Below are 19,481 nucleotides of genomic sequence, written 5' to 3'. Positions count from 1 at the left end.
GCGTGGCACCAACGAGCACTTCAACGGCCGCATCCGCAAATACCTGCCCAAACGAACCCGCCTCGACACCATCACCGACGACGAACTGGCCGACATCATCACCGAGATCAACAACCGGCCACGCAAAGTCCTCGGCTGGCAGACCCCAGCCGAAGTGTTCAACCACCTATGCTCGACCCCAGCCACACCAACCGTTGCACTTCAGATTTGAATCCGGGCTACCGTGAAAGCGGCCGACCGGATCACCGGTCTGGCGGCGACCAAGCCGTCGCCGCTGCTGCGGTCGTCGATCAAAATCCGCAAGGCATCGGCCAACTTTCGCGGGCATCTTGACGTGAGGCACTTCGCGCCCACGCCCGCTGACCAAGCACACCTGCTCAACAACGATCAGGCGCCCTGCTGGCCGTCGTGGTCGGGCACTCTCGCGTGGAAGCGACACCAACGCCGAGGTCACGGACTTGACTAAGTCTAGTTTAAGTTGCAGAGTAGACTTATGACGATAGAAGTCAACATCCACGAGGCGAAGACCCACCTGTCGCGGATTCTTGAACAGGTGGCCGCCGGAGAACAGGTCGTCATCTCCAAAGCTGGCCGGCCCGTTGCCGACCTCATTCCGCACCAGCCATCAAACGTAGTGTTCGGCGGACTCAAGGACGAACTCACCTACGACGACGACACGTTCGGCGATCCAGACGCCGACATCCTGCAGATGTTCTATGGCGACGACAATGCTGCTTCTTGACAGCCACACTGCCCTGTGGTTGCTCGACGACAACCCAAGACTCGGACCCGACGCACGGCACGCCATCTCATTAGCCACGAGAGTGCACGTGTCCGCCGCGACCGTATGGGAACTCACTATCAAGACAATGCTCGGCAGGCTGTCAGTGCCAGTTGATCTGCCGGCACGCCTCACTGAACAAGGCCTGACCTTGCTGAGCATCACCGCAGAAGACGCCGAAGCGATCCGCGACTATCCGGAGCTGAACCGGCATGACCCTTTCGACCGCCTACTGGTGGCCCAAGCAGCCAGGGCACGCATGCGGCTGCTCACCGCAGACGATGTGCTGCTGAACCTCCAGCGGGACTTCATCCTTGACGCCAGGAAGTGACGGCGGGCACCGCGATCACCGCCATGTAGGAAAGGTCAGAAGGATGGTGCTGGCGATGGCGGGGTGGCCGTTTGGTGTCATCCGACCTTGCCGGCACCTCTACCTCGGCGGGGTCGCAGCCGACCAGTTCGCCGGCATCACGCAACGACCCGGTCAGGTACTAGGCGTTTCAAGATTTCCATGATCTCCTCGGCAGACTCCAGCTCACCCCTTTCTCAGGAACGATCAGCGATTCAGCACCGCCGCACCCAGGAAGGGGGACAGCCGCAGAGAGCGGCGAAGCCGACGACGTCGCGTCGGGCAGATCCCATAGCCGTCACCGGGCGGTTCGCATGACCGCCAGCGAGCAGCTTCGGCCGTCTCCGGGCAGTTTTTCGTGGCCGCCGACCCCGCCCTACGTGGGAAGCGCACCTTCATGTTCCACCCCAACTGACGTCCGCCGGATCATCCCCGCCTACGCGGGGAGCACGCGTACCGATGAGCGCACTCGTGATGACGGCACGGATCATCCCCGCCTACGCGGGGAGCACCGACCTCGGGAGCCCGCCAGTACGTCGTCGTCAGGATCATCCCCGCCTACGCGGGGAGCACAGGTCCGTGCGGAGTGGATGCGTGCGACCCTGCGGATCATCCCCGCCTACGCGGGGAGCACAGGCGAACAACTGGAGGCTCGACGCCGTCACGAGGATCATCCCCGCCTACGCGGGGAGCACGGGTGCCGTTCGTAGTCACACATGGCCGCTCCCCGGATCATCCCCGCCTACGCGGGGAGCACGGGTGCCGTTCGTAGTCACACATGGCCGCTCCCCGGATCATCCCCGCCTACGCGGGGAGCACGCGCCGGACGTGGAGCTGGTGGGCATTGCCTACGGATCATCCCCGCCTACGCGGGGAGCACCCGACCCTGATCATCGAGCCGGAACGAGTCGCCGGATCATCCCCGCCTACGCGGGGAGCACATGAGACCCACTGCCGCGCCTGGACCTGAGCCGGGATCATCCCCGCCTACGCGGGGAGCACGAAACCGAGAATTCTCAAGAATGAGCTTCATACGGATCATCCCCGCCTACGCGGGGAGCACCCGTTCTCTACAAAGCGTTGAATTGCTGGCATGGGATCATCCCCGCCTACGCGGGGAGCACGAGTGGCGTTACGTCGACGATTCCGACGAACTGGGATCATCCCCGCCTACGCGGGGAGCACCCCCGACAGCACCAGCCACACCCTGCGGGTGCTGGGATCATCCCCGCCTACGCGGGGAGCACACCGAGGACTACAGCGACGGCCGCGGCGCGAACGGATCATCCCCGCCTACGCGGGGAGCACGGGTGCAGCGGCACGAACCGCTCTCGATCGCCCGGATCATCCCCGCCTACGCGGGGAGCACCCACGCCGCCCGGACCTCGTCGGCCGCGGCGAGGGATCATCCCCGCCTACGCGGGGAGCACATGGTGTGGGACCGCGACCATGTCCGTGCTTGGGGATCATCCCCGCCTACGCGGGGAGCACCGCCCCGCCATCCACGTCCTGTTCGACCCCGAAGGATCATCCCCGCCTACGCGGGGAGCACGTTTCTGGCTGATCGAGGGCCATCCACGTGCGGGGATCATCCCCGCCTACGCGGGGAGCACGGTTGGTGTCGTCGGTTCGGCGGGTTTCCTGTGGGATCATCCCCGCCTACGCGGGGAGCACCGATGAACCGCAACGCGGCGGCGCGCTGCTCGGGATCATCCCCGCCTACGCGGGGAGCACACTACCTTCTCCAGGTCCATCTGAGGTTCGGTGGGATCATCCCCGCCTACGCGGGGAGCACGTCCGCAGCTTCTTTTTTGGCATGCTCGAAAACGGATCATCCCCGCCTACGCGGGGAGCACACTGGGAGAAGCGCGATGGACGTAGCGTGCTCAGGATCATCCCCGCCTACGCGGGGAGCACGTGGTCTGGGTCACGGGCGGGCCGAGACCCAGAGGATCATCCCCGCCTACGCGGGGAGCACCGCCCCTTGGCTGTTGACCAGCCAACTAAATTCGGATCATCCCCGCCTACGCGGGGAGCACCTTCATCAGCAGGTTCTCGAAGCAGAGTCCGGGGGATCATCCCCGCCTACGCGGGGAGCACGCCATCTTGAACCTTCGGCAGACCGAGTATGCGGGATCATCCCCGCCTACGCGGGGAGCACTGTGGCGGCGTTTCTGAGGTGGTGGCTTGGGGGGATCATCCCCGCCTACGCGGGGAGCACGTCGTGGCTGTCGAGGGGGTCGATGAGGCTGGAGGATCATCCCCGCCTACGCGGGGAGCACGTCCTCCCGGACGGCCGCCAGGCCGCCGTGCCGGGATCATCCCCGCCTACGCGGGGAGCACCTCCAGCACGCCGCGGCCGCGGACGTCGCCGGGGGATCATCCCCGCCTACGCGGGGAGCACCATCGAGAGGAGGTCGTCGGTGTTTGGAGAGGTGGATCATCCCCGCCTACGCGGGGAGCACAGCGACAGCGATGGCGTAACGGTCGTCGCTGAGGGATCATCCCCGCCTACGCGGGGAGCACGGCCGCGGCATGGGGTTGGCGGGGTCGGTGTCGGGATCATCCCCGCCTACGCGGGGAGCACGAGTGACCCGTCGTCACGGACGATTTCGTCCTGGGATCATCCCCGCCTACGCGGGGAGCACTGTCCTTGAGTGCCTCACGCATCTCATCGAGCGGGATCATCCCCGCCTACGCGGGGAGCACGAGTGACCCGTCGTCACGGACGATTTCGTCCTGGGATCATCCCCGCCTACGCGGGGAGCACTGTCCTTGAGTGCCTCACGCATCTCATCGAGCGGGATCATCCCCGCCTACGCGGGGAGCACGAGTGACCCGTCGTCACGGACGATTTCGTCCTGGGATCATCCCCGCCTACGCGGGGAGCACTGTCCTTGAGTGCCTCACGCATCTCATCGAGCGGGATCATCCCCGCCTACGCGGGGAGCACACTGTCTGCCTGAGTTTCGATCAGAGGCTTACCGGATCATCCCCGCCTACGCGGGGAGCACTCACCGTCGCTCGCGACCTCCGCGGGTACCTACGGATCATCCCCGCCTACGCGGGGAGCACGCCAAGCTTGACGAGTGGCTGAGCAAGGGCGGAGGATCATCCCCGCCTACGCGGGGAGCACAACCACGAGCCCCGGAAGTGCGGGGTGCCTTCGGGATCATCCCCGCCTACGCGGGGAGCACGTAACGCCGCCCGGGTGGCGGTGCCCGGTGACCGGATCATCCCCGCCTACGCGGGGAGCACCGGTCGATGCAATGCACGAGGCACTCGTCACGCGGATCATCCCCGCCTACGCGGGGAGCACCCGCCGGAATTCTCATCAACAATGCCCACAGTCGGATCATCCCCGCCTACGCGGGGAGCACCAGAAAGGTATACGCCACCTACCTTACAGTGCCGGATCATCCCCGCCTACGCGGGGAGCACCCTGCCACTAGCGGAGATGTGCCGTCGTTGCCCGGATCATCCCCGCCTACGCGGGGAGCACCGTGTTAGCGGAGTCGATGAGTGATTTTGCTACGGATCATCCCCGCCTACGCGGGGAGCACGAAATCGGCCTCGATGCGCAGCTCACCGGTACGTTCCCGCGTGCGGATCATCCCCGCCTACGCGGGGAGCACGCGGACTGGGAGCAGCCAGCCCTTGACGTTGCCGGATCATCCCCGCCTACGCGGGGAGCACGACCAGCCGCAGGATCCGGATCCCGGCGGCGAGGGATCATCCCCGCCTACGCGGGGAGCACGCGGGGGAACTACTCCCGGACGGGCGGCCGCGGGGATCATCCCCGCCTACGCGGGGAGCACCCGGACCGTCAATCGGCTCGGATTCGGTGCGATGGATCATCCCCGCCTACGCGGGGAGCACATCCCCACTGGGTGCGTCGCGGGCATCGCGACCGGATCATCCCCGCCTACGCGGGGAGCACAGTTCTGGCACGGGTACACTCCTTCTTGTTTGGGGATCATCCCCGCCTACGCGGGGAGCACCATGGCCCATACCGGGAGTGCGACGGGTGCGACGGATCATCCCCGCCTACGCGGGGAGCACCCGCGACCGTGAAGGTTTCCTTGCCGCCATCCGGATCATCCCCGCCTACGCGGGGAGCACAGTCCAGAGCCATCTGCTGCGCAGTGTCTGCGAGGATCATCCCCGCCTACGCGGGGAGCACGGAGAAGTGATGCCGCTGGCTATGCCGGTGGCAGGATCATCCCCGCCTACGCGGGGAGCACACGCGGTCCTGAGATTCGGGAGTTCTCACTTGCGGATCATCCCCGCCTACGCGGGGAGCACCTCCCCGACATCCTTCCAGCGAATCCTGGTGAGGGATCATCCCCGCCTACGCGGGGAGCACGCGTCTACGTGCACGACGGAAAGCCGTCGTGCCGGATCATCCCCGCCTACGCGGGGAGCACGCGCTCGCCACCATCGCAGCTAGCGGTTTACCGGGATCATCCCCGCCTACGCGGGGAGCACCGTTTCATCTCGCTGATCAACTGTCCCTGCCGGGGATCATCCCCGCCTACGCGGGGAGCACTGGGCATCTCAAAAAATAGTCCACTCCAAGGGGGGATCATCCCCGCCTACGCGGGGAGCACCAACGCGACTCGGACCGGGCACTGGTGTTGCGGGGATCATCCCCGCCTACGCGGGGAGCACGCGGCACCGTCCGGGGCTGGCAACCGGCACACGGGATCATCCCCGCCTACGCGGGGAGCACGCCTACACCGGGATGCCCGCGAAGCACCGTAAGGGATCATCCCCGCCTACGCGGGGAGCACGCAATAACATGCGCTCTGCTTTTAGTGGGCAGGGGATCATCCCCGCCTACGCGGGGAGCACATGCCGCGCCACGACCAGATCGCGTTGGTCAGCGGATCATCCCCGCCTACGCGGGGAGCACCACGACATCACCACCGCCCTGGCCTACAACGAAGGATCATCCCCGCCTACGCGGGGAGCACGCCTCGATTGCAGCTTGAAAGGCGCGGCACGTCGGATCATCCCCGCCTACGCGGGGAGCACGGTGCGATGCGGATACCAGCAGGTCACAGCCACTGGATCATCCCCGCCTACGCGGGGAGCACTCCTTGATAGGAAGTCGTTCTCGCATTAGCTTAGGATCATCCCCGCCTACGCGGGGAGCACGAGTTCACCTTGAGCGTCAGACGTGCCTTTAAGGGATCATCCCCGCCTACGCGGGGAGCACGCTGACTCAGCGTTCGTCAGGCAAGCGCGAAACGGATCATCCCCGCCTACGCGGGGAGCACCGACACCGAGCTGCGGGAGTACCGGCCAGAAAGGGATCATCCCCGCCTACGCGGGGAGCACTGAGCTGGTGGCCATGCCAAAGTTAAGCGGCTCGGATCATCCCCGCCTACGCGGGGAGCACACCTAGATCACACGATTGATCGTGAATCTTACGGGATCATCCCCGCCTACGCGGGGAGCACCGGGTCAGCTTCGTTCGCGACGGCGAGCTGATCGGATCATCCCCGCCTACGCAGGGAGCACCTACCGTTCCGCGGCCCGCTGGAAAAGGGCGGCGGATCATCCCCGCCTACGCGGGGAGCACATCGCGAAGAAACTCGAGGCCTCCAAGGTCCCCGGATCATCCCCGCCTACGCGGGGAGCACGTGGCCGCCATCTGGGATGGCGGTCCCGCTGGCGGATCATCCCCGCCTACGCGGGGAGCACGCAACTCGTCCGACTCATCTAGGAGCCGTCATGGGATCATCCCCGCCTACGCGGGGAGCACGCGTTGCGGACCTCTGATGCCAGCGTGCCCCAGGGATCATCCCCGCCTACGCGGGGAGCACGTTCCCCCGAGCTTGATGTGCTCCCTCCCGAGCGGATCATCCCCGCCTACGCGGGGAGCACGGCTTCAAGCTGACCGCCCTGCCGTCGGAGGGAGGATCATCCCCGCCTACGCGGGGAGCACGCAGGCCAGCGTCGGCGAGCATCCCGGCAATGGGGATCATCCCCGCCTACGCGGGGAGCACTTTGGTGGACGTGCCGAGGATCAACGCGACCCGGGATCATCCCCGCCTACGCGGGGAGCACTCGACATGACTGGCAGTAACAGTCGTAGTTGAAGGATCATCCCCGCCTACGCGGGGAGCACTACCGACTCCCAGCGAACCTGAGACCCCATGAAGGATCATCCCCGCCTACGCGGGGAGCACATGGGGGGTTAGGTTGACGATCATCTCTTCTCCGGATCATCCCCGCCTACGCGGGGAGCACTGCTCGGGATCGGCGACCGCCGCGGATGACCCGGGATCATCCCCGCCTACGCGGGGAGCACAAACTCCCCGGGCGTGTCGAAGGTGCTAGCACCGGATCATCCCCGCCTACGCGGGGAGCACGCGCGGTCGAGGCGATCCTCGTCGATCCGAGCGGGATCATCCCCGCCTACGCGGGGAGCACGGCGTTGTATGCGGCGAGGATGGCGCGGATGTCGGATCATCCCCGCCTACGCGGGGAGCACCACTGGACCCGGTCGACCCAGTGGTCGTCGGTGGGATCATCCCCGCCTACGCGGGGAGCACGTTGCCAGGCGCGCCGCCCTGGTGACGATGCCGGGATCATCCCCGCCTACGCGGGGAGCACGGCGAGGGCGTTGTCAACCGCTGGGCATGGGGTGGATCATCCCCGCCTACGCGGGGAGCACCTGACCCCAGTCCTGGTCGACCTCGGCCGAAAAGGATCATCCCCGCCTACGCGGGGAGCACGCCCGGCGCCATTTCGCGGCGTCGTCTTCGGCCGGATCATCCCCGCCTACGCGGGGAGCACGACAGTGAGGTTCGCGGTCATTTCCGGGTGGCCGGATCATCCCCGCCTACGCGGGGAGCACAACCTGCGTATGCGCTGCGGATTCACTCCAGCGGGATCATCCCCGCCTACGCGGGGAGCACGATCCCTAAAGTCCTGATTTGCCTCGAACCACGGGATCATCCCCGCCTACGCGGGGAGCACCCGGAGGTGGATGAGCCTCCCCGGTCGGGTGTGGGATCATCCCCGCCTACGCGGGGAGCACTCGGGGGCCTGAGTGACAAGGCTTTCCAGATGAGGATCATCCCCGCCTACGCGGGGAGCACACCTGGTACGCGAACCGCTCACCCTTGCCACACGGATCATCCCCGCCTACGCGGGGAGCACTGCCATCCGAGAGTGTGTGTCGATCAACCTTGCGGATCATCCCCGCCTACGCGGGGAGCACACTTGAACTGTTCACAGCCTGGGTGTACGTTTGGGATCATCCCCGCCTACGCGGGGAGCACGTCGATCTGACCGGCTCTGTGCATCCGAGCTGGGGATCATCCCCGCCTACGCGGGGAGCACACTTCTTCACCAGCATAGTTGTTACGTCAAGCCACGATTCTCATTCACTTTCGAGAAATCGCGAACGAGACTCAACACCATTACCTTCTCCACTACATCAGCTGCTCGGACCAGACGTGGGCACCCGTTTCGCTGCCGCTAGCCCCTTCGGACGAGCACCCAAGGAGCAGGAGCGGCGGCAATGTCCGTCGCTGAGGAGCATGCCGCCGAAGCCCCTAGTTCCTGTTGTCGATGTCGAACGCTCGTTCACTATCTGCGGGTAGTTCGTCCGCTTTGAGCAACCCGTGCACGTAACCCACCACAGAGTGCATTCCGCGATCCAGTTGATCGACAATGACGCTGCACCCCAGCCAGGCAGCTCCGCACTCCTCGACCATGGCTCGGGTGGCCGCCGCCTGCCTGCCTGTCTCTATCCAGTCGTCCACCAGCACCACCCGATCCGACGGTCCAACAGAAGACCGCTGAAGCCGAAGCTTGTGACGGTTGTGCCGGTAGTCCGGATCGGAGCGACGAGTGACGACGTCCCCTGGGAATAGTCCATACTCCTTGCGCACGGGTATGAAGCCGACGCCTAGCTCGACTGCGGCGGCGCCACCCAGCAGGAAGCCGCGTGATTCGATCCCGCAGATCGCCGTCACGTCGGCTTCCCGGTACGGTTCCACCAGGGCAGCAATTACGGCTGCCAGAGTGTGGCCGTCCCTGAAGATCGCCCACACGTCGGCGTGGCCGCCGACCCAGCGGAAGCGTTCAAGCACCAGGCGGCGCACGGGCATTGGCACCTCACGAGTGTTGCGGCGACGCCCCTCCCCCGGCAACCGTATTTCTGGACGGCTACCCGATGCGCGACCCCTCAGTGCGCCCGTTCCGCCAGCAGACGCACGGATACGGCCAGATTCACGATAAGGACAGCTCGTGGCGTAACAGCTGGACCGTCGATGTACGCGTCTATGACCGGCAGGGATATGGTCTCCCTGTGACGATCTGTGTACGTTCCGGCGGGCGTATCGGTGTGGGCGCAAGTGCGGAGAACCGGGGAGCTTCACATAAGCACGATGGCAGCAACTGTAGATGAGTGCTGATGGTGGCAAATAGCGGACGGTGGTGCTGGCCACCACTGGCTGTCATCTTGGGCGTCGCCGCGTGCGGATCGGATGATGAGCCGTCCGAGGTCGCGCTACGAGCCCAGGCGGTACTGGACGAGACGCGAGTGCTATCGGACCAGGTCCGCGACGTTGAGGACCTTCTGGTTCAGCGCTGCATGACCGACGCAGGGTTCACTGTGATGCCTCCGACGCCCGAGGCTTTGCCGGACGGAGCGGGCCACGATAGCGGCGTCTCCCCCACGGTCGAGATCGCACAACGCGACGGATACGCATTGTCCACGCTGGTTTCCGCGACGGGTGAGCCCGATGAGGACTCAGCGTGGTCGAAGCTGGGCGAAGCCGAGGTTGCCGCCCACACCCTGGCCATGTTTGGCCCGGAAGACGCGCAAATCGAGTACCGGACCGAAGAGGTCACCGTGTCGATATCCCGGGAGGGGTGCTCAGGGGAGGTCCGGCGAGCACTCTACGGCGACATGGACGAGTATGTGCGGCTCAGTTGGATAGCTGGGAACGAGGTTCACAGCGCCACCAGCGCCAACGTCGATTCCAACAAGCAGTGGCGAGACTCCCTCGCTGAATGGTCCACGTGTATGACCGAGAGCGGTTACCCGGGCTTGCGGCATCCCAGCGACGCCTTTGAAGCTGCGGCGCAGCTCTACGAGACGAACACCGAGACAAACGACGCCATGGCCCACGAACTGAACATCGCCCAGGCCGACGCGGGCTGCGCCGAGCAGACCGGCCTCAACCACGCCTTCCGGGCAGCGCGGGCCGCCGCGAACGAGCAGGCGTTGGTCACCTACGAAGGCGACCTGGTGGCGTGGCGAGAGCACCTCGTCTCCGCAGCAGAGCGGGCCGGCGAGCTACTCGATGGCCAGTAACGGCAGGGCGGCCTAAGCAGTGCGGCGGTGGATTGGGTGGGTCGCACTAGCGGTCATCACGCTCGCCGGCGCGGTGTGGGCCGGTTCTCAGCTGAGGACGTCATCCGGTCTAGCCGCCGAGACGAGCCCTCCCCCACCATCGGTTGTCGACGTCGCGGTCCGGCCCGGGCCATTGACCGAGCAGATCCGCGTCGCCGGCACCGCGGAAGCCACGGACGTCGACGAGATCACCCTCACGAGCACCCCAGAGGGCCGTGCCATGATCACCAGCCTTCAACTGCAAACCGGTGACCAGCTTCACTCCGGCGACGTTCTAGCCCACGTATCTGGCCGTCCGGTGTTCGTTCTGGCTGGAGCCTTTGGCGCCTACCGGGATATGGAGTTAGGAATGTCCGGGCCCGACGTGGAACAGCTTCGGGACGCGCTGGATGGCCTCGACGGTTTCTCGATACCTACGGACGGCCCCTACGACGAAACGCTTGCCGCGGCGATCGCTCGCCTGTATGCCGGTCACGGGCTGGAAGCCCTCGAGAACGGAGGACGTCTACCGGCATCTGAGGTGGCTTTCCTCGCCGAGGTGCCCGTGTCGGTGACGGCCGTGCTGCTTGATGTGGGCGACGAGGTCGATGGGCCCATCGTTTCGGTCGGCTCCGGTACCTGGCGGTTGACCGCGCCCGCATCGCCGCTGCTTCTCGGGGTGACGAACGCCGGACGGATGGCAGTTCCATCTGGTCGGGTTCGACGACATCGAGGTGGCTGCTCCACACGACGCCGTACTCGAAGGGCACGACGGCGAATCCAGTGATGCCGTGACCGTGTTCCCGCTGTCCGGCGATCTCGACGACATCGTCGCGGGGCAGGAGATCAGCCTGACCATGACCCGGGAGATCGGTGACCGCGATCATTGGGTGCTTCCCACCAGCGCACTCTGGACGGATCGGTCGGGGAACGTGGTGACCCGTGTGGTCCGCGATGACAACGTGGTCGAGACCCGCGTGGACGTGGTCGGCGCTTTGCACGGTGAGTCTCTCGTCGAGTCCGGCGAGATCCGGGACGGAGATCTGGTGCGCCTGCTGCCGGTGCCCGATGCCCCACCGTCGACGTCACCATGAGCGGGACAATCCCGGCGACGACGCAGGTGCCGTTGCTGCGCTGCGCCGGCATCGGCAAAACGTACCCGTCGCCGGGCGCGGCTCTGACGATCCTGCACGGGCTGGACCTCGACATCTACCCCGGTGAACTCGTCAGCATCATGGGCCGCTCCGGTGCGGGCAAGTCGACGCTGTTGAACATTCTCGGGTTGTTGGACGAACCGTCCGCCGGCAGCTACGAGATCGACGGCGTAGCAACCACGACGATGACGGAGAAGGCCCGGTCAGTGTTTCGTGGGCATACGGTCGGGTTCGTCTTCCAGTCGTTCCACCTCATTCCCCATCACGACGCGCTCGGCAACGTGATGCTGCCCTTGCGCCACACGCGGCTCCCCCGCTCGCAACGCCTCGACCGAGCCCATGCCGCACTCGAGTTGGTTGGCCTCAGCGACCGTATACACGCGCGGGCCGGGCAGCTCTCCGGCGGAGAACGCCAGCGCGTGGCCATCGCCCGCGCGATTGTGCACAACCCGAAACTGATTCTCTGCGACGAACCCACCGGGAACCTCGACAACGACACCGCGGAGAGAGTCCTCGACGTCCTGTTCGGTCTCCCTCGCAACGGGCACACAGTGCTGATTGTCACCCACGACGAATCCGTGGCCGCACGCTGCGACCGGACGCTACGGATCGACGCGGGACGGCTACGTGAGCATCGCGGCAGCGGCCGATGAAACGCGGGATGCCGGCACGGGATGTCATAGCCGAGGCGATCCGCGCACTCCGTGGTCGTCCACTCGGCGCCTTGCTGGCCACCGGGGCCGTGGCGCTAGGCGTCGCCGGGATCGTCGGCACCGTCATGGTCAGTGCGGGAGTGTCCCGCGCGGTCACAGCCGAGTTCGACGCCCTCAACTCCACCCTCGTCACGATGATTCCCGCAACATCCGGGGCGCCCTCCGACGTGGATGCTGACACCGCGTCCACACACATTTCCGCCCTCAACGGCGTTGAACACGCTGGTGCGTGGGGCCGGCTCACCACCGACCAGATACCCATCACCCGGCTCGCAGCCGACTCCGAACGCCCCGTATATGCCCATACCTTCGCCGCTGGGCCGGCTGCTATCGACGCCTACCAGCTGGAGATCGTTAGCGGACGTCATTACGACGACGGACACCAGGACGCCGGTTCCCCCGTCGCCGTTGTCCACTCCCGGCTGGCAGCCGACCTCGGTATCACGGAGTTCACCGATCCGATGATCTTTGTCGACGAAGTCCCGGTGACGGTTATCGGTACCTTCGTCAGCCCATCTGATCGGCCCGAAACCATCGGCGCGGTCATCATTCCTCCATCGACCGCCTCCGCTCTCTTCGACGTGGAAGATCGCCATCCCCTGTCCATCGTCGTACGGACGCAGGCCGGGGCCGCGGCCAGCGTCGTCAATGAGGCGCCCGTGGCAGCCAACCCCGTCAACCCGGACCAGTACGCTGCCGTTGTCTCCGCGGCCCCGAGGCAACTCCGTGGGCAGATCGAAGCCAACATGAGAGGCCTCCTGCTGGGGATAGGCGCGGTCGCCGTCGCCGTCGGGACGTTCGGCATCGGCATCAGCATGACGTTGAACACCACCCAACGGATGCCCGAGATCGGTGTCCGGCGGGCCACCGGCGCGACCCGGTCCGCCATCGCCGGACAGTTCCTCGTCGAAAGCGCCGTGCTCGGCCTGATCGGCGGACTCGTCGGAGCCTGGGTGGCGGTCGTCGGCGCCACCGTCACTCAACTCGCCCTCGGCTGGACCCCCGTCGCCGAACCGCTCGCACTTCTCATGGCACCACTGCTCGGCATTGCGTCGGGGGTCCTTGCCGGGTTGATTCCGGCCAGACGTGCGTCCCGGATGAACCCCGCCGACGTCCTCCGTATGTAGCGCCGCCAACAGCACCCTTGCGTCCTGCACCGCGTGGCCCAGGGCGCACACCGTGCAGGACGCAACGAGCGCGAAGGTGACCCAAAAGCGCCAACGCCTCAGTGCGTCTGTTCCGCCATCACGCGGTCACGACGCCGGCCGCGGAGCACCAGGAACGCCTGCACCGCCGCGTACATGACCACAAGGGCGCCAACGAGGCTGGTCACGTGCACTGCCGAGGTGAACGACGCATCCGCCGCCGCTTTGAGGGTGGCGCCGAGCTGTCCGCCGAGGTCCTCGGAGACATGTAGGGCTCCGCCTAGGGTCTGCCGCGCCTCGTCCATATGCGCCTCGGACACCCCGGGCACGGACGCCAGCCCGGACGCGTAGAGGGTGGTCACCAAGGTGCCCAGTATGGCGGTGCCCATCGCCGCGCCGACCTCGTACGCCGTCTCCGAGATGGCCGACGCCGCGCCGGCTTTCTCGGGCCGCACGGCCGACATGATCGTGTTGTTGGTGACGGTGTTGGCGGCACCAACGCCGGCGCCCACCAGGGTGAACCCTACGGCCAGCAGCCACGCACCCGCCGACGAGCCGGCGGGCAGCTGGGTCATCAACGCATACCCGGACGCCACGGACAGCAATGCGAACAGCAGCAGCGGCCCGATGCTGAATCGCCGCATCAGCCGGACCACGAACAGCCCGGTGAAGATCGCCAGCGTCAGCCCCGGTACCAGCACCAGGGCGGCCCGCAGGGGGCTTAGCCCGATCACGATCTGCAGGTATTGGGTGATGAAGAACAGCGCACCGATGAACGCGATCATGGTCAGCAGGTTGGACACCACCGACACGCTGAACCCGCGGTTGGTGAACAGCTCGAGGTCCAGCAACGGCTCGTCCAGCTGGCGCTGCCGCCGCACGAACAGCACACCGAAGGCCACTCCGGCCAGTAGCGCGAGTACACCCGTCACGCCGAGGCCGTAGGAGGCCAGCGTCTTGATCCCGTAGACGAACGCCAGCATCGCCACCAGCGACAATCCGGCGCTCATCAGGTCGTATCGCCCTGGATGCGGGTTGCGGGACTCCGGCACCAGCAGGGGCGCCAGCACCAGAAGCACCACCATGACCGGCAGGTTGATCAAGAAGACGGATCCCCACCAGAAGTGCTCCAGCAGCCATCCACCGATGATCGGCCCAAGCGCGGAGCCGACGGAGAACATGGTGGCCCAGATGGCGATGGCGAGGGTCCGTTGCCGCTGGTCGAGGAAGATGTTGCGCAGCAGCGACAGGGTGGACGGCATCAGGGTGGCACCGGCGAAGCCCAGGAGGGCCCGGGCCAGGATCAGCATTTCCGCCGACGACGAGTACGCGGCGACGGCAGACGCCAGACCGAAACCTACCGCGCCGATCAGCAGGAGTCGCCGGCGACCGATCCGGTCTCCGAACGTACCCATCGTGACCAGCAGCCCGGCCAGCATGAACGAATAGATGTCGACGATCCACAGCAGCTGGGTCCCGCTTGGTGCCAGGTCCTCACTGAGGTGCGGCACGGCGAAGTTCAGCACGGTGGCGTCGACCGAGATCAACAACACCGGCAGCAGCAGCACACCGAGGGCAGCCCACTCCCGGCGCCCGGCACGCGGCTCCACAACATGATTCACGGCCCCGACGGACACGCGCTTCTCCTACACGTCTCTGCAGCGCCGGGCCCGCCACCGTCACGCCATACTGCCACCCGAACGGTCCATAACTTAACCGTCCAGACGGTATACTAACACGTATGCCACGACCGTCATCCCGTGACCGAATCCTGGACGCGCTGCAGGAGATCCTCACCGAAGCCGGCCTCCCCGGTGTCACCCTCGAAGCTGTCGCCGACAACGCCGGCATCTCCAAGGGCGGACTGCTGTACCACTTCCCCAGCAAGGAAGCCATGCTCGACGCCTTCGTCCAACGTATGTGCGACACCGCCGAGGCGGAGTTCGCCGAGGCCGAACGGGCGCCGGACATCGTCGAGCACTACGTACGCGCCTCGGTGCCGGGTAGCTCCGACGCCGCGCTGATGTGGTCGCTGGTGGCGTCGCTGCGCACCAACGACGTCGCCAGTAAGGAAGCACGCCAGCTCGTCGCCGACATCTTCGCCCGGTGGGAGAAGATCCTGCTCTCCCGCATCGACGATCCGGTCACTGCCGAGATCGTCCGCCTAGCCGGCGACGGCCTGTACCTGCGGGTGCTCGCCGGCCTCTCGATTCCCGACGACGAGATGCTGGCCGCGCTCACCGAACGCCTCTCCCACCAGGCCAGTTCGCCAGCACCGGAGCCGCCCAGCGGCCCCTAAAACCGCCGCCGCGGCTCTTGCTGGCTTTCTATGACGCATGCCAGCCCCGAACCGGCCCGGATCCGTCATATAAAACCAGCAAGTGCCGACGACGGCCGCCGCCCGACGTCAGCACGGTGGTTGTCCACAGGACACGGTCGGGTCGACGCCCACTTATCCACATCCGCGATCTTCCCCCTCCCGGGACACGCCAAGCCAGGCGACGATAAACGGCATGCCGCCCCGCCCAACCCGTCTACCCGGCGATGTCGAGTTGCTGCTCACCGCCGGGCGCGGTGTGCTCACGGTCACTGGAGCGGCCGGCGCCGGCGTGCCGCCCCACCGCCTGCTCAGGCTCGTCCGAGCCGGGTTGCTCGTCCGCCTCGCCCGCGGCGCGTACGCCAGCGCCGAGATGTACCACGCCCTGCCCCCGTGGCCGGCGTTCGCGCTGCGTTCCCGCGCGTTCACCCTGGCAGTCGGCGGCCTCGCCCACGCCGCCGGGTGGTCCGCGGTGGCCCTCCGGGGGTGGCCGACGATCACCGCACCTCCGCGGACCCCCACGGTTGTGGTGCCCATCGGGTATGGCACCGCCACCAACTCTGCCTTCGGCCAGGTGCGGGTCGCGGCGCTACCCGTCGGGCATCGTGATGTCGTCGACGGCGTCCCCGTGCTGTCGCCCGCCCGCGCCACCGTCGACCTCGCTCGTACGACGTCCCGCGCGGAGGCCCTCGTGCTCGCCGACGCGGCGTTGGCCCTGGGCAACAACCCTGCGGACCTAGCCGGCGTGCTGGAGCTCATGCCCCACTGGCCCGGGGTGGCCGGGGCACGGTGGGTGATCGAGCATGCCGACCCATACGCGGAGTCCGCACTCGAGACGCTGGGCCGCCTCACGTTCATCGATGCGGATCTTCCAGTGCCCGTCTCTAACCCCTGGATCGACCTCGGCGATGCCCGGTATCGAGCCGATCACCTGTTGGATGACCAGTGGCTGATCTTCGAGGGCGACGGCGCCCTCAAGTACAGCGGGCCAGATGCGGCCACCGTCGTCGATCGGCAACGCGAACGAGAATGGCGGCTACGCCAGGCGGGCTTCGAGATCTGCCGGTACGGGTGGCGGCTGGCTCGCCATGACCGAGCCGAACTGGCTGGGCGGTTCCGGCACGCCATCGCGTCACAACCGGTGCAGCGCCATCCGTTCCCCTGGTACCGAGACGTCCACACCTACCGTCGGGCGGCCTGAGCGCCCCGATGCCGGCGTCTTGCTGGCTTTCCATGACGCATGCCAGCCCCGAACCGGCCCGGATCCGTCATACAAAGCCAGCAAGTGCCGACGACGGCCGCCGCCCCAGCGTCAGTCGACGTCCACCGGCAGGCGGGTCTCCTGCTGGCGGCGGACCGCTGCGGCCACCAAGCCGCGGAACAGCGGGTGCGACCGGGTGGGCCGGGATTTGAGCTCGGGGTGCGCCTGGGTAGCGACGAAGTACGGGTGCACCTCGGGCGGCAGCTCGACGAACTCGACGAGTTTGCCGTCCGGCGACGTGCCCGACAGCACCAAACCGGCACCGGCCAGCTTCTCCCGGTACTCGTTGTTGACCTCGTAGCGGTGCCGGTGCCGCTCGGTGACGCGTTCGGCGCCATACAACTCACGCACGACGGTGCCGGCGCCCAGCGCGGCGGGGTATGAGCCCAGCCGCATGGTGCCGCCCATGTCTCCCCCGCCGCCAACGATCGCCTTCTGGCTCTCCATGGTGGCGATCACCGGTGCCGGGGTGTCCGGGTCGAACTCGGTGGAACTGGCACCGTCGAGCCCGGCGACGTTGCGTGCGTACTCGATGACCATGCACTGAAGGCCCAGGCACAGGCCGAGCAACGGCACACCGTGTTCGCGGGCGTACTGAATGGCGCCAAGTTTGCCTTCGATGCCACGCACGCCGAACCCTCCGGGGATACAGACGGCGTCGACGTCGGACAGGTGGGCGGCGGCACCCTCCTTCGTCTCACACTCGTCGGATGCCACCCAGCGGATGGACACCTTGGCATCCTCGGCGAACCCCCCGGCACGCAACGCCTCGGTGACCGACAGATACGCGTCGGGAAGTCCGATGTACTTGCCGACCAGCGCCACCGTGATCTCGTTCTTGGGATGGTGCACCCGGCGGAGCAGCTCTTCCCAGCCACGCCAGTCGACGTCGCGGAACGCCAGCCCGAGTCTGCGCACGAGGAACGCGTCGAGCCCTTCGGCGTGCAGGACCCTGGGGATGTCGTAGATGGACGGAGCATCGACGGCGGCGACGACCGCATCGGGTTCGACGTCGCACATCAGCGAGATCTTCTGCTTGACGCTGGCCGGGATCGGCCGGTCGGCGCGGCAGACGATGGCTTCGGGGGTGATACCGACCTGACGCAGCGCGGCCACCGAGTGTTGGGTCGGTTTGGTCTTCAGCTCACCGGACGGGGCGAGATAGGGCACGAGGGAGACGTGGAGGAACAGACACCGCTCCCGCCCGACGTCGTGCCGGACCTGCCGCGCGGCCTCGAGGAACGGCAAGGACTCGATGTCGCCGACGGTGCCGCCGATCTCGTGGATCACCACGTCGACCGCGGGCCCGCCCATGGCCAGCATTCGTTCCTTGATCTGGTTGGTGATGTGCGGAATGACCTGCACCGTGTCGCCCAGATACTCGCCGCGCCGTTCCTTGGCGATGACCTCGGAGTACACCTGTCCGGTGGTGACGTTGGCGCTGCGGTTGAGGTCGCGGTCGAGGAACCGCTCGTAGTGGCCGATGTCGAGGTCGGTTTCAGCTCCGTCCTCGGTGACGAAGACCTCCCCATGCTGGAAGGGGTTCATAGTCCCCGGATCCACGTTGAGATAGGGATCCAGCTTCTGCATGGTGACTCGGAGCCCGCGTGCCGTAAGCAGGTTTCCGAGGGAAGAGGCGGTGAGACCTTTTCCGAGGGAGGAGGCGACGCCTCCGGTGACGAAGACGTGTTTGGTTTGCTCGATTCCCACGGGCCTCCAGGGTAACAGCCCTCCGGCCACAGGTACGCCAAATGGTCCACACCGGCGGGTTCGCTGCGTCCGCGTGGGCACGGCTGACCGACCCGGCTGCCCCGCGGTGAGTGCGCCGTGGCGACACGCCGAGGGGGTGAACGATCTTGAAACGGTAAATCCGCAGCTCACCATAGGACATCTCGATACTTCTTGTGCCGTCATGGCCTGTTTTTGCAGGTCACAGGGCGTTTAATGTGAGCTTGTGTCTGTTGAAGATCGTTCCAGCCGAATTGACCACTCTGGCCCGAAACTGCTGTGGCGGCAGATCGCCGAGGACATCCTGGCCGATCTGAACTCGGGTGCCCTGCCCGGCGGTGCGCAGCTCCCGAGCGAGCTGGATCTGGCTTCGTCCTACGGCGTGTCGCGCATCACGGTACGTCGGGCCATCAAGGAGCTGCGGCAGGAAGGGCGGGTGAGGGTGGTCCAAGGCCGCGGAACATACGCCGAGCCGGCGGACTGAGCAACCGTAGGCCGTCGCCGACCACCCGCTGTCGCCAACCTGGCCGCGCGGCCGCGATCACCGGACTCGGCAGCGAACGACACCAGTCTCGCCACCCGACCGTGAGTGCCGGTCCGCTCCCCTGTCGGACCGGCACTCACGGTCCTTTCTCGTAGCGCTAGGCTGACGTCGCCCGCGGACCGGACGTACCC

The 19,481-nt window shown here is 66.6% G+C and carries 14 protein-coding genes and 1 CRISPR repeat array; of the genes, 11 read left to right on the top strand and 3 right to left on the bottom strand.

Features of this window, described 5'->3' with window-relative positions:
* The 3 genes from G8760_RS25200 to G8760_RS25190 all read left to right on the top strand — a co-directional run.
* Window positions 1-211, top strand: a 211-nt coding sequence (locus G8760_RS25200; RefSeq protein WP_166355601.1) for an IS30 family transposase, incomplete at its 5' end; no start/stop codon positions are given.
* Between the two features lie 282 nt (window positions 212-493).
* Entirely contained in the window at window positions 494-742 is a 249-nt protein-coding gene (locus G8760_RS25195; protein ID WP_166355600.1) for a type II toxin-antitoxin system Phd/YefM family antitoxin, read from the top strand.
* On the top strand, window positions 717-1,112 hold the full coding sequence (locus G8760_RS25190) for a PIN domain-containing protein (protein ID WP_207782708.1): 396 nt from the start codon (window positions 717-719) through the stop codon (window positions 1,110-1,112). Before G8760_RS25195 ends, G8760_RS25190 begins: the two co-directional genes overlap by 26 nt.
* A 441-nt stretch (window positions 1,113-1,553) precedes the next feature.
* Window positions 1,554-8,486: direct repeats of the CRISPR family, unit length 28 nt; unit sequence GGATCATCCCCGCCTACGCGGGGAGCAC.
* Between the two features lie 215 nt (window positions 8,487-8,701).
* Here the strand turns inward: G8760_RS25190 and G8760_RS25185 are convergent.
* A complete protein-coding gene (locus tag G8760_RS25185; protein WP_166355610.1) occupies window positions 8,702-9,259 on the bottom strand; it encodes a phosphoribosyltransferase family protein in 558 nt (185 codons plus the stop codon).
* A 305-nt stretch (window positions 9,260-9,564) separates the two neighbouring features.
* On the opposite strand from G8760_RS25185, the gene G8760_RS25180 reads away from it, so the two are divergent.
* The 5 genes from G8760_RS25180 to G8760_RS25160 are packed head-to-tail and all read left to right on the top strand — an operon-like array spanning window position 9,565 to window position 13,482.
* Window positions 9,565-10,470 (top strand): hypothetical protein, encoded by a 906-nt coding sequence (locus tag G8760_RS25180; protein WP_166355599.1) that lies wholly within the window; start codon window positions 9,565-9,567, stop codon window positions 10,468-10,470.
* Window positions 10,471-10,489: 19 nt separating this feature from the next.
* Window positions 10,490-11,275 carry a hypothetical protein gene (locus G8760_RS25175; protein ID WP_166355598.1) on the top strand — a complete coding sequence of 262 codons (786 nt, stop codon included), beginning with the start codon at window positions 10,490-10,492 and terminating at the stop codon, window positions 11,273-11,275.
* A gap of 4 nt (window positions 11,276-11,279) precedes the next feature.
* Window positions 11,280-11,582, top strand: coding sequence for a hypothetical protein (locus G8760_RS25170; protein ID WP_166355597.1), 303 nt, complete (start codon window positions 11,280-11,282; stop codon window positions 11,580-11,582).
* Entirely contained in the window at window positions 11,579-12,295 is a 717-nt protein-coding gene (locus G8760_RS25165) for an ABC transporter ATP-binding protein (protein ID WP_166355596.1), read from the top strand. Before G8760_RS25170 ends, G8760_RS25165 begins: the two co-directional genes overlap by 4 nt.
* A gap of 8 nt (window positions 12,296-12,303) precedes the next feature.
* Window positions 12,304-13,482: an ABC transporter permease gene (locus G8760_RS25160; RefSeq protein WP_166355595.1), complete on the top strand. Its 1,179-nt coding sequence runs from the start codon at window positions 12,304-12,306 to the stop codon at window positions 13,480-13,482.
* A gap of 98 nt (window positions 13,483-13,580) precedes the next feature.
* On the opposite strand, the gene G8760_RS25155 is transcribed toward G8760_RS25160, so the two are convergent.
* Complete coding sequence (locus tag G8760_RS25155; protein WP_166355594.1) at window positions 13,581-15,137, bottom strand: MFS transporter; 1,557 nt, start codon at window positions 15,135-15,137, stop codon at window positions 13,581-13,583.
* 104 nt (window positions 15,138-15,241) lie between these two features.
* Between G8760_RS25155 and G8760_RS30650 the strand changes: the two genes are divergently transcribed.
* Together G8760_RS30650 and G8760_RS25145 are read left to right on the top strand one after the other, a co-directional pair.
* Window positions 15,242-15,799 carry a TetR/AcrR family transcriptional regulator gene (locus tag G8760_RS30650; RefSeq protein ID WP_166355593.1) on the top strand — a complete coding sequence of 186 codons (558 nt, stop codon included), beginning with the start codon at window positions 15,242-15,244 and terminating at the stop codon, window positions 15,797-15,799.
* 214 nt (window positions 15,800-16,013) lie between these two features.
* A complete protein-coding gene (locus tag G8760_RS25145) occupies window positions 16,014-17,018 on the top strand; it encodes a type IV toxin-antitoxin system AbiEi family antitoxin domain-containing protein (RefSeq protein ID WP_166355592.1) in 1,005 nt (334 codons plus the stop codon).
* A 111-nt stretch (window positions 17,019-17,129) separates the two neighbouring features.
* Here the strand turns inward: G8760_RS25145 and pyrG are convergent, their stop codons facing one another.
* Window positions 17,130-18,788 carry a CTP synthase gene (pyrG, locus tag G8760_RS25140; RefSeq protein WP_246222681.1) on the bottom strand — a complete coding sequence of 553 codons (1,659 nt, stop codon included), beginning with the start codon at window positions 18,786-18,788 and terminating at the stop codon, window positions 17,130-17,132.
* Window positions 18,789-19,032: 244 nt separating this feature from the next.
* Here pyrG and G8760_RS25135 point away from each other — a divergent pair, with 244 nt between their 5' ends.
* Window positions 19,033-19,290, top strand: coding sequence for a GntR family transcriptional regulator (locus G8760_RS25135; RefSeq protein WP_207782706.1), 258 nt, complete (start codon window positions 19,033-19,035; stop codon window positions 19,288-19,290).
* Window positions 19,291-19,481 lie beyond the last annotated feature (191 nt).

Origin of the sequence: Phytoactinopolyspora limicola (assembly GCF_011320225.1) — a bacterium.
Taxonomy (GTDB): Bacteria; Actinomycetota; Actinomycetes; order Jiangellales; family Jiangellaceae; genus Phytoactinopolyspora; species Phytoactinopolyspora limicola.
This window is presented reverse-complemented; position numbering and strand designations above follow the sequence as displayed.